This is a genomic window from Pseudomonas sp. PGPPP1 (genome assembly GCF_002255865.1).
Lineage (GTDB): Bacteria > Pseudomonadota > Gammaproteobacteria > Pseudomonadales > Pseudomonadaceae > Aquipseudomonas > Aquipseudomonas cremoris.
Genome location: NZ_NKIG01000014.1, coordinates 70,644 through 84,188, shown reverse-complemented (window position 1 = coordinate 84,188; position 13,545 = coordinate 70,644). Strand labels below are relative to the sequence as shown.

Sequence of the window (13,545 nt, the reverse complement as noted above, 5' to 3'; positions counted from 1 at the left end):
ACAACCATGATGCGCATCCTGCTGTTCTTGGCCACTAACCTGGCGGTCGTGCTGATTGCCAGCATCACCCTGAGCCTTTTCGGCTTCAACGGGTTCATGGCGGCCAACGGGGTTGATCTCAACCTCAATCAGCTGCTGATTTTCTGTGCGGTCTTTGGTTTTGCCGGCTCGCTGTTTTCGCTGTTCATCTCCAAGTGGATGGCGAAGATGAGTACCAGCACCCAGATCATTACCCAACCACGCACCCGCCATGAACAATGGCTGATGCAAACCGTGGAGCAATTGTCTCGGGAAGCCGGTATCAAGATGCCCGAAGTGGGGATTTTCCCTGCCTACGAGGCCAACGCCTTCGCCACGGGCTGGAACAAGAACGACGCACTCGTTGCCGTCAGCCAGGGTCTCCTGGAGCGTTTTTCGCCCGATGAAGTCAAGGCAGTACTGGCGCACGAGATCGGCCACGTGGCCAATGGCGACATGGTCACCCTGGCACTGGTACAGGGCGTGGTGAACACCTTTGTGATGTTCTTTGCCCGGATCATCGGCAACTTTGTCGACAAGGTGATCTTCAAGAACGAAGAAGGCCGTGGCATCGCCTACTTCGTGGCGACCATCTTCGCCGAAGTGATCCTGGGCTTCCTGGCCAGCGCGATCGTGATGTGGTTCTCGCGCAAACGCGAGTTCCGTGCAGACGAAGCCGGCGCACGCCTGGCGGGTACCAGCGCAATGATCGGTGCACTGCAACGCCTGCGCTCGGAGCAAGGCCTGCCGGTGCACATGCCGGACAGCCTGACCGCCTTCGGGATCAACGGCGGGATCAAACAGGGCTTGGCTCGCCTGTTCATGAGCCACCCGCCGCTGGAAGAGCGCATTGACGCACTGCGTCGTCGGGGCTGATAGCCCGTCAGAAGCAAAAAAAGGGGCGATCTGATCGCCCCTTTTTTTTTGCCTGTGGTTTTTGTGTAAAGGCTTCAGCCGTCATCGCAGGCAAGCCAGCTCCCACTTGTGGATCTGTGCTAGCCCGAGGGGATCGAGTACACCACTACCCCCTGTGGGAGCGGGCTTGCCCGCGATGGCGATGGTCTTGTCAGCGCTTGATCAACTGATACACACGCTCCTCAAGCCGCGTGACGCCGTCCTGCACAAACTTCCAGCTCTCGCCCAGGATATCCTGCTCTTCCAGCGCTGCCAGGGCCCACCGCTCACCCAGCAGCACGCGAACTTCCTCATCGGTGACCGCAAACGGCGGGCCGGCTTTCTGCGTCTGGTCGTAGTCAAGGGCGATCAAGAGGCCCTGGCAGCCTGGCCGCAGGAAGCGGTTCAGATGCTCGGCGTACCGTGCACGCATCAACGGCGGTAACGCTATCAATGCAGCACGGTCATAAAGTGCCGTGCAATCGGCCAGTGCTTCGGCGTCCAAGGCGAAGAAATCGCCGCACCACACTTCAATCAAATCCGACCGGTACACCTTGAACACGCCATGCTGGCTCATACGCGGCGTCAGGTTCTGCTCACTGAAAAACGACTCGACAGCCTGCTCCGACAACTCCACGCCCATCACCCGGTTCCCCTGGCTGGCCAGCCACATCAGGTCCAGGCTCTTGCCACACAACGGCACCAATACCTTTGCGCCTTCAGCCAGCGTCAACCGCGGCCAGTGCCGCTGCAGATAAGGGTTGACCTCAGGCAAGTGAAAGCCGATCTGATTACGCGCCCAGCGCTACTGCCAAAACTTGGGTTCCATGAAACACCCCCGGAAATTCGATCAAATGGTGCTAAAACTTATATTAGATTTAGATCAATGATCTGATTGAAGATGGGCCCATGTTAACGCTCAGGACCCTACTTATGCTCCCTAGCCTGTTTATCTCCCACGGCTCGCCCATGCTGGCCCTGCAACCCGGTGCCAGTGGCCCGGCGCTGCTACGCCTGGCGGCCGAAATGCCGCGACCCAAAGCGATCGTGGTGGTGTCGGCGCACTGGGAAAGCCATGAATTACTGGTCAGTGGCAACGCCGCCCCGGAAACCTGGCATGACTTCGGCGGCTTCCCCCGCGAATTGTTTGCAGTGCAATACCCGGCACCTGGCGACCCGCGATTGGCCGCCAACATTGTCGAGTTGCTGCACGCAGACGGCCTTGATGCCCGCATCGACGAACGTCGTCCCTTCGACCACGGCACTTGGGTGCCGCTGTCGCTGATGTACCCGGCAGCGGATATCCCAGTGATACAGGTGTCGTTGCCCAGCCGCATGGGCCCTGCCCTGCAGACGCGCGTCGGGCATGCGCTTGCCAGCTTGCGTGAACACGGCGTGTTGCTGATCGGTTCCGGCAGCATTACCCATAACCTGGGTGAGCTGGACTGGCACGCAGGCCCCGAGAGCATCGAGCCTTGGGCCCGGGATTTTCGCGATTGGGTGGTGGATAAACTGGCGACTGATGATGAAGCAGCCTTGCATGACTATCGTCGCCAGGCGCCCCATGCCGTGCGTAGTCATCCTAGCGATGAACACTTGTTGCCGTTGTACTTTGCACGTGGCGCCGGCGGTGCGTTCAGCGTAGCGCACCAAGGTTTCACAATGGGCGCCCTTGGAATGGATATCTACCGCTTCGGCTGACACACATCCCCCCTGAAACCCAGGCAAAAAAAATCCCCGAACCAGTCGGGGATTTTTTATGTGCGATCAATCAGCCCAAGGGCGGATCAATCTTCGCGGTAGCGACGCAGCTTCAACTGCTTACCGGCAACGCGAGTGTCTTTCAGCTTGGCCAGCAGTTTTTCCAGACCGTCTTCCGGCAGCTCCACCAGGGAGAAGCTGTCACGAACCTGGATGCGACCGATGGCTTCACGTGCCAGGCCACCCTCATTGAGGATAGCGCCCAGCAGGTTCTTGGCAGCGATACCATCACGCGCGCCCAGCGCGGTACGGCAACGAGCACGGCCTTCAGCCAATGGAACCGGAGCACGACGCTCACGATCACCACGGTCTGGACGGTCACCGGAACGCTCTGGACGATCACCGCGTGGCGCGCTGTTCGGAACCAGTGGACGTTCTTTCTCGATGGCTGCCAGGGTCAGGGCCTGACCGTTGGTTGCCTTGCGCAGCAGGGCGGCAGCCAGGGCACGTGGGGTGCAGCCGATATCGGCGGTCAGGCGGTCCAGCAGGTCGCCGTGGGTCGACTCAGCGTCAGCCACCAGTGGCGACAGGCTGTTGGTCAGTTTCTTGATGCGAGCATCCAGAACAGCCTGGGCATCCGGCAGACGGACTTCGGCAACTTTCTGACCGGTCACACGCTCGATCACTTGCAGCATGCGGCGCTCACGTGGAGTCACCAGCAACAGTGCACGACCTTCGCGACCGGCACGGCCGGTACGGCCGATACGGTGAACGTAGGACTCTGGATCGTAAGGCATGTCAACGTTGAACACGTGGGTGATACGTGGAACGTCAAGGCCACGAGCAGCAACGTCGGTCGCTACAACGATGTCCAGACGGCCATCCTTGAGGGAGTCGATCACGCGCTCACGTTGGTTCTGGGCGATGTCACCGTTCAGCGCAGCGGCTTTGTAGCCTTTGGCTTCCAGGGCACTGGCCAGGTCCAGGGTCGCTTGCTTGGTGCGCACGAACATGATCAGGGCGTCGAAGTCTTCGACTTCCAGCAGGCTCAATACAGCCGAGGTCTTCTGGTCAGCGTGAACCAACAGGTGAGCCTGTTCGATCGCGGTAACGGTCTGAGTCTTGGTCTGGATCTTGACGTGCTCTGGGTCACGCAGGTGGCGCTCGGCAATGGCACGGATCGACTGTGGCAGGGTGGCCGAGAACAGTACGGTCTGACGGGTTGGAGGCAGTGCCTTGAAGATGACTTCCAAGTCATCCATGAAGCCCAGCTTCAACATTTCGTCAGCTTCGTCCAGAACCAGGTGGTTCACGGTCGACAGGACTTTTTCGTCACGACGCAGGTGGTCGCACAGACGACCCGGAGTGGCGACAACAATTTGTGCGCCATTACGGATTGCTTTCAGTTGTGGGCCCATAGGCGCGCCGCCGTAAACGGCCACAACGGTTACACCTGGCATTTGCTTGGCGTAGGTTTCGAAAGCGGTTGCTACTTGCAGCGCCAACTCACGGGTTGGCGCCAGGATCAGGGCTTGCGGTTCGCGCTTGGCAGGATCGATGCAGTGCAGGATAGGCAGGGCGAACGCGGCGGTTTTACCGGTACCGGTTTGCGCCTGGCCAATCATGTCCTTGCCGGCCATGATGATCGGGATCGATTGCTGCTGAATCGCCGAAGGTTCTTCGTAGCCGGTCGCTGCGACGGCTGCAAGAATGTTCGGGTTAAGATTAAAAGCGGCGAAGCCGCCGGTTTCCTGGGTCATGGGTCTGCCTCTAAGTGCATCCGCAAAGACCCATGCTCCAAAGCTGCGCATGCCGTGTTGAGACTCAAGAGTCGCCCTGGCTGCTTTGTCGGCGGGGATTTGCGAAAACGAATGAATGAAAAAGATTCGTCAAGGGAGAGTCCGCTGTGCGGACATGCAGCCGAAGCTGACTTCGGGGAATTGCGCTACCTAAACGCGGCCCGGTTAAAGGCCGGCGCGCACTATACCGGAAATACCTGAAAAAGGGAGCTTTTTTTATCGGAAAGCACCGATAAACCGCGCTGCATCACAGTCTTTGCAGATAGCAGCGGCAAGGTCTATTTTTCAAAGGCCCGGCCCTGTTGGCCATAACGCTTAAACGATTCACCTAACCCTTGAGACCTTTGGTCCGAAATCCTTCCCCGCGCCCGAGGGCACACCCGATGAATGAAGCCACCAGCAGTCGCGTCAGCCGTGAGTTACAAGGCCATGTCCTGCTGTTGGGCTTGGATCGGGTGGCCAAGCGCAATGCTTTCGACCTGGATTTGCTCAACGAGCTGAGCCTGGCCTATGGCGAATTTGATCGAACTGACGAGGCGCGTGTTGCCGTGGTATTTGCCCACGGAGAGCACTTTACCGCCGGCTTGGACCTGGCCAACGTCAGTGCCGTGATGGCCAGCGGCTGGCAACCTCCCTTGGGCGGGTGCGATCCATGGGGCGTGTTTGCCGGCCCTCGGGTGAGCAAGCCGGTGATCATCGCCGCCCAGGGTTACTGCCTGACCATTGGTATCGAGCTGATGCTGGCGGCGGACATCAACCTCTGCGCGAGCAATACGCGTTTTGCGCAGATGGAAGTACAGCGTGGGATCTTTCCGTTTGGCGGTGCGACATTGCGCTTTCATCAGATCGCCGGCTGGGGCAATGCGATGCGCTGGTTGCTGACCGGTGATGAGTTCGATGCACACGAGGCATTGCGCCTGGGCCTGGTGCAGGAAGTGATGGCCAGCGAAGACCTCCTGCCCCGCGCCGTCGAGTTGGCCAACCGTATTGCGCGTCAGGCACCGCTCGGGGTGCAGGCCACATTGATGTCGGCACGGCTGGCGCGAATGGAAGGGGAAACTGTGGCGGCTGCGGCATTGCCGCCGATGGTGGATAAACTGCTGAACAGCGAGGACGCCAAGGAAGGAGTGCGGGCGATGGTCGAGAAGCGGCCCGGAGTGTTCAAAGGTATTTGATCGACTTGATGACGCCATCGCGGGCAAGCCCGCTCCCACAGGGGAATGCCTTTCAACAGGGAAAATGCGGTCCAATTGTGGGAGCGGGCTTGCCCGCGATGGCGTCAGATCAGGTAACTAGGTCGCCGGCCGAATCGCCTTGATCAACGACTGCAACGAATACCCCAACCGCGGCGCCAAGGCCTCGGCACGCGCCGAAAGCCCCTCCAGGTCCAGCCTCTGATCCAGTTCCGAAGGCACCAGCAAAATCACATTGCCCTCCTTCACCGGCAACTCCCAGTAATGCCGGTGGTACAACCCACGCAACAACGCCGCCCCCAACGGTTTGCCGTCGTCGGTAGCCCACTGGTTGATCACCAGCCAGCCACCGGGGTTGAGCTTTTTCTGGCAGTTTTCAAGAAAGGTCCAGGCCAAGTGCCCGACGCCCGGGCCGACGTCCGTATACAGGTCGACGAAAATCAGGTCGGCCGACTCAGCGGTGTCCAGCAACTGCAGGGCGTCGCCAATGCGGATGTACAGCCGAGGGTCGTCATCCAACCCCAGGTATTCGATGGCCAGGCGCGGCACATCTGGGCGCAGCTCAATAGCTTCCACATCGTCCAGCGGCAGAAACTTGAGGCACGCCTGGGTCAACGTACCTGCACCCAGGCCGAGAAACAGCGCACTTTCGGGCTGCTCGTGGCACAGCGCACCAATCAACATGGCGCGGGTGTAGTCGTATTCCAGCCAGCTAGGGTCTGCGGTAAACACGCAGCTCTGCTCAATGGCGTCGCCGAATTCGAGAAACCGGTAATCGGCCACTTCGAGCACACGGATCATGCCGAAGTCGTCGTGGACCTCGGCCAGCAGGCGCTCGACACGCTCCTCTGTCATCACTGCTCCTAACGGGGTTGCTGTATGGCAAAGCCGCGATTGTCGGCCAACCGGCAGCAGCAGGTCACGCACTAATTGCTGATAACATTGGCGCCCAACCGTCCATTACCCTATCGAGTTCATGATGAGCCAACCCTGGAGCCCCGACAGCTGGCGCGCCCTGCCGATCCAGCAACAACCCCAGTACCCGGACGCTGCGCATTTGCTGCACGTGGAGCAAAGCCTGGCCAGCTACCCGCCGCTGGTGTTTGCCGGGGAAGCGCGTGAATTGCGCCGCCAGTTCGCCGAAGTGACCCAGGGTCGCGCCTTCCTGTTGCAGGGCGGTGACTGCGCCGAGAGTTTTGCCGAGTTCTCCGCCGCCAAAATCCGCGACACCTTCAAGGTGCTGCTGCAGATGGCCATCGTGATGACGTTTGCCGCCGGCTGCCCGGTGGTGAAAGTCGGGCGCATGGCCGGTCAGTTCGCCAAGCCGCGCTCGGCCAACGACGAAACCATCGACGGCATCACCCTGCCCGCCTACCGTGGCGATATCGTCAACGGTATTGGCTTCGATGAAAAAAGCCGTGTACCGGACCCGGACCGCCTGCTGCAGTCCTACCATCAGTCCACCGCCACCCTGAACCTGTTGCGCGCCTTTGCCCAGGGCGGTTTCGCCGACCTGCACCAGGTGCACAAATGGAACCTGGACTTCATCGCCAACTCCGCCTTGGCCGAGAAATACAGCCAACTGGCCGACCGCATCGACGAAACCCTGGCGTTCATGCGCGCCTGTGGCATGGACAGCTCGCCGCAATTGCGCGAAACCAGTTTCTTCACGGCCCACGAAGCGCTGCTGCTCAACTATGAGCAAGCGTTTGTACGCCGTGACAGCCTGACCAACGACTACTACGACTGCTCGGCCCACATGCTGTGGATCGGCGACCGTACCCGCCAGTTGGATGGCGCCCATGTCGAGTTCCTGCGCGGGGTGAACAACCCGATCGGCGTCAAGGTCGGCCCGAGCATGAACCCCGAGGACCTGATCCGCCTGATCGACATCCTCAACCCGGACAACGATCCCGGCCGCCTCAACCTGATCGCGCGCATGGGCGCAGGCAAGGTTGGCGACCACCTGCCGGGCCTGATTCGTGCTGTTCAGCGCGAGGGCAAGCAGGTGCTATGGAGCTCCGACCCGATGCACGGCAACACCATCAAGGCCAGCAGCGGCTACAAGACTCGCGACTTTGCGCAGATTCTTGGCGAAGTGAAGGAGTTCTTCCAGGTGCACCAGGCCGAGGGCAGCTACGCTGGCGGGATTCATATCGAGATGACCGGGCAGAATGTCACCGAATGCATCGGTGGCGCGCGACCGATCACTGAAGATGGCTTGTCGGACCGGTATCACACGCACTGTGACCCGCGGATGAATGCTGACCAGTCGCTGGAATTGGCGTTTTTGATTGCCGAGACGTTGAAGCAGGTTAAACGCTGACATTTGAGTTGCCTGTACTGACGCCTTCGCGAGCAAGTCGAATCGTCGCACCGCCGCTCCCACATTTTGATTTGTGAATACGTTCAAAGGTGGGAGCGGCGGTGCGACGATTCGACTTGCTCGCGAAGAGGCCCTAGAGATCAACATCCAAATTAAGCATTGCCCCTCTCAACCGATCGGCACTCACCCTCTGGCAATTAAGCTGCACCCGCTCCAACCCCAGCCAAGCCGCCATCTGCCGCAAATTCAACGCCAACGCCACCATCCCCTCCTCATCCAGCCCCGGCTCTTCTTCATGCACCGCATGCACCGCCAAACATCCATTGGCACGTTCGGCGCGCAAGTCGACGCGGGCGGCGATTCGTTCGTTGTGCAAAAACGGCAGCACGTAGTAGCCATAGACCCGCTTGTCTTGCGGGGTGTAGATCTCCAACCGGTAACGAAAATCAAACAGACGCTCGGTGCGGCTGCGCTCCCAGACCAGCGAATCAAACGGCGACAGCAACGCGCTGGCCGGCACCTTGCGCGGCACTTTCGGCTCGGGCAGGCAATACGCCAGTTGCTTCCAACCCTGGACCTGGCAGGTCAGCAACTGCCCGTCTTCTACCAGCTCAGCCAAGCGATTGCGGCTGTCGGCGGGGTCCAGGCGGAAGTAATCACGCAAGTCTTTTTCAACGGCCACACCCAATGCAGTGGCACTGTGCAGCAGTAAACCGCGCTGTGCCTGCGCCTCATCTAGAGAGGCGTGCAGAAACTCGCCGGGGATTACTCGCTCCGGCAAATCATATAGGCGCTCAAACCCACGCCGACCGGCCACGGTCACCAAACCTGCGGCAAACAACCATTCCAACGCGTGCTTTTCATCGCTCCAATCCCACCACGTACCGGCGCGTTCTTCGCGGGTGGACAAGCTTCCCGCCCCCAAAGCGCCTTGCTGCTCGACAGTCTTCAATACGCGCCCAATCACGGCCTGCTGCTCACGCCCAAAGCGCGCCATCTGCGAATAAATCCCCAGCCCTTGCTTGGCTCGCTCCATGCGCCAGCGCATCAGCGGGTACAGCGCCATCGGCAACAACGAGGCCTCATGCCCCCAGTATTCGAACAACGAACGCCGTCGGCCCTGGCTCCAGGCGGCCTGTTCAAGCATCAAGGGAGAATAATTGCCCAAGCGGGAAAACAGTGGCAAATAGTGGGAGCGCACCACCGCATTGACTGAGTCGATCTGCAACACACCTAGGCGTTCGATCAAGCGGTTAAGGTGCGCGGCTTTTATCTGTGCCGGCGCCTGGCGCCCGGAAAATCCCTGGGCCGCCAGCGCCATGCGTCGAGCTTGCTTGAGTGAGAAAGACAGATCGGCGGGCATGGAATTCTCCGGGTGGGCTCGCCGTCTACCCTACTGCATCCGAGTCACTTTCGCAGGGGGTCTTGCCACACGGGCAGGCGACGCTCGTGCTCCACATCGACCCGATTGAGCCCAATATCCTTGAGTGCATCGTCGCTCAAATTCACCAGCAATTGGCGCTCATGCCAGCGGCACAGTGCATTGAGCACCCTGGAAAACGGCCGCTTGGCCACTAATACAAAACCACGTTGACCTTTCATCTTCTCGCCCTCCCGTGGGGATGGCACAAGTGTGTGCCGGCGCTTAAGATCAATCCAACGAATGTTTCTTATGCAATACATCTCAGAGATTGATCAATTGACCAGCTTCCCGAGCATCGACACTGAAGTGCTGCGTACCTTCGTCGCCATCGCCGATCAGGGCGGTTTCACCCGCGCTGGCGAACTGGTGAACCGCACCCAATCGGCGGTGAGCATGCAGATGAAGCGCCTGGAGGAAGACGTACTGCAGCGTAAACTGTTCGAACGTGATGGCCGCCAGGTGCGGCTGACACCCGAAGGCCAAGTGTTGTTGGGCTATGCGCGACGCATCCTGAAATTGCACAGCGAAGTGTTTAACACCCTGCGCGAGCCGCATATGGTGGGCCTGGTGCGCATCGGCACGCCGGACGACTACGTGATGCGTTTCCTGCCGGGGATTCTCAAGCAGTTTTCCAAGGCGTATCCGCTGATCCAGATCGAAATGCACTGCGAGGCCTCCACCGTGCTGATGCAGCGACGCGACCTGGCGCTGACCGTAATCAGCCGCGAGCCCGGCAATGATATCGGCGAACTATTGCGCACCGAGCGCATGGTGTGGGCCGCCGCGCCGAGCTTCTGCGTGGACGAGCACGATGCACTGCCCCTGGCGATTTCCGGCGCAGACTGCCTCTACACCCAGTGGGCACGTACCGCACTGGAGATGGCTGGGCGCGATTATCGCCTGGCCTATCACAGCTCCAACGGAGCGGCGATCCAGGCGGTAGTGAGCGCGGGCCTGGCAGTGATGGTCAGCATGGAAAGCCTGGTGACTCCAGACCTGCGGGTACTCGGTCGCGATGAGGGCTTCCCGCCACTGCCGTCGATGAATCTGCGCTTGCTGCGCAACCTTGGGATTGCTTCGCCAATCACCGATTGCCTGGCGGAGTACATCGTCGAAGGCTTCAAACTTTAAACGTCAGCATCACCGCACACACCATCAGGAACGCGCAGAACAGGCCGCGCAAGGTCCGCTCCGGCAAAGCGTGGGCGACTTTCACGCCCCAACTGATACTGAGCAGGCCGCCCACCGCGAGGGGCGCGCCGATCAACCAGTCCACCTCGTGGTGCCAGGCATAGGTCACGAGCGTCACGCCAGTGCTCGGCAGTGCCAGCGCCAAGGACAAACCTTGGGCAACCACTTGTGTGGTACCGAACAGGCTGGTCAGCACCGGCGTGGCGATCACCGCGCCGCCCACGCCAAACAAACCGCCCATGGACCCGGACGCCGCACCGAGCACACCGAGCCATGGCCAGGAGTAGCGCATTTCGGCGGTGGGCGGCGCGTTACGGGTGAACATGCGCAACAGGTTGTAGGCCGACAGCGCCATGAGGAAGGCGATAAAACCGATGCGCATCAAGCCCGCATCCAGGCCCACCGCCCAGATCGAGCCCAACCACGCGAAGCTGAAACCCATGACGCCCAGCGGCAGTGCGTGGCGCAGGTAAATGTGATTACGCTGATGATAACGCCACAGCGCCAACATCACGTTAGGCACCACCATGACCAACGCGGTGCCCTGGGCGATCTGCTGGTCCAGGCCGAAAAATACCCCCAGCACTGGGATCGCGATCAGCCCGCCGCCAATCCCGAACAGGCCACCCACGGTGCCCAAGGCCACACCCAATACCAGGTACAACGCTAAATCCAACACTTTTCACTGCTCCACTCACCCAAGACCTGCATGCTACGCAGTCGGCTATAGCGTGGAAACGCACAGCAACGCACAATGGCTGTGCCAATCTCGCATAAGCGTGCGCCATGAACCCCAATACCCTGACCGATCAACTGAGCCTGTTTCTCGATGTACTTGAAACGGGCAGCTTTTCCGCCGCCGCGCGTCGCCATCCGTTGACCCCTTCGGCGGTAGCACGGCGGATCGACAGCCTGGAAGGTTCGGTGGGCAGCCGGCTGTTCCAGCGCAGTACCCACGCAGTAGTCCCGACCCCGTCAGGCCTGGCGTTTGCCGAACGCGCACGACGGATTGTCAGCGAGCTGCAACTGGCACGTGCCGAAGCCGTGTCCTTGAGCCATGCGCCGGAAGGCTTGATCCGGGTGGACGCACCGGCAGCATTTGGCCGGCGCCACCTGGCGCCGGTGATTGCGGACTTCCTCAACGTGTACCCGGGCCTGGATGTGCACTTGCACTTGATCGACAGCTTTGTGGACATGCAGGGCGCGCATCTGGGTAAAGTCGACTTGGTACTGCGTGCCGGGCATATCGTCGACACTCGGCTGATCGCCACCCCTCTGGCCAGCATCGTACGCATCGCCTGTGCCAGCCCGGCCTACCTGAAAAGCCGGGGTACTCCGACTCACCCGCGCGAACTCAGTGAGCATGACGGCCTCGACTGGGACGGCCTGGCCCCGATGTTCGCCTGGCGCTTCGAGTTGGATGGGCGCCGCGCCACCTACCGTCCGCAACGCATCCGCATGAGCGCCAACAATGCCGAAGCCTTGCTGTCAGGAGCCCTCGCCGGGCTGGGCATCGCCCACCTCCCCACCTGGCTGGCCAGTGAATACCTGGTGCGCGGCGAACTGTTGCCACTGTTTTGCGAAGACGGGCTGCCCAGTCCGGAGACCACCGGCATCTATGCGCTGCGCCTCGAGCAACAGCCGAACGCCCGTAGTCGGTTGTTACTGGAGTACCTGAAATCCCGTTTCAGCCCAATACCGCCCTGGGATCTGGCATTGCAAAGCGGCCTGGCCTGACTGGCCGGGCAGAATTGTCTGGCGCATTAAACATTTGCCCGCTAGATTCCAGCCCAGACACGCTTTCCCGAGGTACCGCCATGAGCAAGAATCCCGCCCCCTGCGAATCCCTGATGCTGGACAACCAGTTGTGTTTCGCCCTGCACTCCACGTCGTTGTTGATGACCAAGGTCTACAAACCGCTGCTGCAGGCCCTTGGCCTGACCTATCCGCAGTACTTGGCCATGATGGTGCTGTGGGAAGAGGACGGGTTGACCGTCGGTGAAATCAGCAGCCGCCTACTGACGGATCCGGGCTCACTGACCCCGCTGCTCAAGCGTTTGGAGGCTGAAGGTCTGTTGAGCCGCACCCGCAGCCGTGAGGATGAGCGGGTGGTGGTGGTGGAATTGACGGATGCCGGGCGTGCTTTGCAGGATAAGGCCATGGGGATTCCGCAGTGCATTCTGGGGGCCAGCGGTTTGGAGCTGGAGCAACTGCGCAAGCTGCAGGCTGATTTGATTGCGTTGCGCAGTAACCTGCAAGCAAGCGTCTGACACAGTAGCGCGGCCAGCAACTATCTCAAATGTGGGAGCTGGCTTGCCTGCGATAGCGGTGTGACAGTCACCAAAGACTGTGACTGAGAAACCGCCATCGCAGGTAAGCCAGCTCCCACATTGTGTTTTGTGGCGTATTAGAAACCGCGCATCGCTAAATAATGTGTAAATTTATCTTGCGCACTAAACATTAGCGCTATACATTCATCTCACCAACTACTTAGCGCGCAAACATTTAGCACTACACACCCAAGAGGACCACACCATGCAAACTCTCTACACAGCAGTAGCTACCGCAACCGGCGGCCGTGATGGTCGCGCCGTTTCCAGCGACAACATCCTCGATGTCAAACTCTCTACCCCCAAGGAACTGGGTGGCGCTGGTGGCCATGCCACCAACCCTGAGCAACTGTTCGCCGCTGGCTACTCGGCCTGCTTTATCGGCGCGCTGAAATTCGTGGCCAGCCAGACCAAACGCAAGATCCCGGATGACGCTTCGATCACTGCCCACGTTGGCATCGGTCAAATCCCCGGCGGTTTCGGCCTGGACATCGACCTGCACATCAGCCTGCCGGGCCTGGATCAGGACGACGCACAGAGCCTGGTCGACGCCGCTCACCAGGTGTGCCCGTACTCCAACGCCACCCGTGGCAACGTCGATGTACGCCTGCACGTAACCGTCTGATCAAACAGACGCGCATAAAAAAACCCGACTCAGAGTCGGGTTTTT

Annotated in this window: 13 protein-coding genes and 1 pseudogene; 8 read left to right on the top strand and 6 right to left on the bottom strand. The window is 60.2% G+C overall.

The window, feature by feature from the left end; all coding sequences use genetic code 11:
• Window positions 1–6 precede the first annotated feature (6 nt).
• Window positions 7–894 (top strand): protease HtpX, encoded by an 888-nt coding sequence (gene htpX / locus CFE47_RS16805; RefSeq protein ID WP_185708808.1) that lies wholly within the window; start codon window positions 7–9, stop codon window positions 892–894.
• A 190-nt stretch (window positions 895–1,084) separates the two neighbouring features.
• Here the strand turns inward: htpX and CFE47_RS16800 are convergent.
• A pseudogene (locus tag CFE47_RS16800) lies at window positions 1,085–1,741 on the bottom strand (thiopurine S-methyltransferase).
• Between the two features lie 104 nt (window positions 1,742–1,845).
• Between CFE47_RS16800 and CFE47_RS16795 the strand changes: the two are divergent.
• On the top strand, window positions 1,846–2,613 hold the full coding sequence (locus CFE47_RS16795; protein WP_286838652.1) for a DODA-type extradiol aromatic ring-opening family dioxygenase: 768 nt from the start codon (window positions 1,846–1,848) through the stop codon (window positions 2,611–2,613).
• Window positions 2,614–2,699: 86 nt separating this feature from the next.
• Here the strand turns inward: CFE47_RS16795 and CFE47_RS16790 are convergent, their stop codons facing one another.
• Window positions 2,700–4,373, bottom strand: a complete 1,674-nt coding sequence (locus CFE47_RS16790) for a DEAD/DEAH box helicase (protein ID WP_010211841.1) — start codon at window positions 4,371–4,373, stop codon at window positions 2,700–2,702.
• 422 nt (window positions 4,374–4,795) lie between these two features.
• Here CFE47_RS16790 and CFE47_RS16785 point away from each other — a divergent pair, with 422 nt between their 5' ends.
• Entirely contained in the window at window positions 4,796–5,587 is a 792-nt protein-coding gene (locus CFE47_RS16785; RefSeq protein WP_286838647.1) for a crotonase/enoyl-CoA hydratase family protein, read from the top strand.
• A 117-nt stretch (window positions 5,588–5,704) separates the two neighbouring features.
• Here the strand turns inward: CFE47_RS16785 and CFE47_RS16780 are convergent, their stop codons facing one another.
• Window positions 5,705–6,460: a spermidine synthase gene (locus CFE47_RS16780; RefSeq protein ID WP_286838645.1), complete on the bottom strand. Its 756-nt coding sequence runs from the start codon at window positions 6,458–6,460 to the stop codon at window positions 5,705–5,707.
• A 124-nt stretch (window positions 6,461–6,584) separates the two neighbouring features.
• On the opposite strand from CFE47_RS16780, the gene CFE47_RS16775 reads away from it, so the two are divergent.
• On the top strand, window positions 6,585–7,931 hold the full coding sequence (locus tag CFE47_RS16775; protein WP_286838643.1) for a class II 3-deoxy-7-phosphoheptulonate synthase: 1,347 nt from the start codon (window positions 6,585–6,587) through the stop codon (window positions 7,929–7,931).
• Window positions 7,932–8,064: 133 nt separating this feature from the next.
• Here CFE47_RS16775 and CFE47_RS16770 read toward each other — a convergent pair whose 3' ends face one another.
• A complete protein-coding gene (locus CFE47_RS16770; RefSeq protein ID WP_286838642.1) occupies window positions 8,065–9,294 on the bottom strand; it encodes a winged helix-turn-helix domain-containing protein in 1,230 nt (409 codons plus the stop codon).
• 44 nt (window positions 9,295–9,338) lie between these two features.
• The gene (locus tag CFE47_RS16765; protein ID WP_286838640.1) at window positions 9,339–9,533 is read right to left on the bottom strand and encodes a DUF1127 domain-containing protein; all 195 of its coding nucleotides are present in this window, start codon (window positions 9,531–9,533) and stop codon (window positions 9,339–9,341) included.
• A 70-nt stretch (window positions 9,534–9,603) separates the two neighbouring features.
• On the opposite strand from CFE47_RS16765, the gene CFE47_RS16760 reads away from it, so the two are divergent.
• Entirely contained in the window at window positions 9,604–10,485 is an 882-nt protein-coding gene (locus CFE47_RS16760; RefSeq protein ID WP_185708800.1) for a LysR family transcriptional regulator, read from the top strand.
• Here the strand turns inward: CFE47_RS16760 and CFE47_RS16755 are convergent.
• Complete coding sequence (locus CFE47_RS16755; RefSeq protein WP_286838637.1) at window positions 10,475–11,224, bottom strand: sulfite exporter TauE/SafE family protein; 750 nt, start codon at window positions 11,222–11,224, stop codon at window positions 10,475–10,477. The two genes, CFE47_RS16760 and CFE47_RS16755, sit on opposite strands and share 11 nt — an antisense overlap.
• 107 nt (window positions 11,225–11,331) lie before the next feature.
• Between CFE47_RS16755 and CFE47_RS16750 the strand changes: the two genes are divergently transcribed.
• The 3 genes from CFE47_RS16750 (at window position 11,332) to CFE47_RS16740 (ending at window position 13,500) form a co-directional block, all read left to right on the top strand.
• Entirely contained in the window at window positions 11,332–12,282 is a 951-nt protein-coding gene (locus tag CFE47_RS16750; RefSeq protein ID WP_286838635.1) for a LysR family transcriptional regulator, read from the top strand.
• A gap of 80 nt (window positions 12,283–12,362) precedes the next feature.
• Window positions 12,363–12,815, top strand: coding sequence for a MarR family winged helix-turn-helix transcriptional regulator (locus CFE47_RS16745; RefSeq protein WP_286838633.1), 453 nt, complete (start codon window positions 12,363–12,365; stop codon window positions 12,813–12,815).
• A gap of 265 nt (window positions 12,816–13,080) precedes the next feature.
• The gene (locus tag CFE47_RS16740) at window positions 13,081–13,500 is read left to right on the top strand and encodes an organic hydroperoxide resistance protein (protein WP_286838631.1); all 420 of its coding nucleotides are present in this window, start codon (window positions 13,081–13,083) and stop codon (window positions 13,498–13,500) included.
• The last annotated feature ends 45 nt before the right edge of the window (window positions 13,501–13,545 follow it).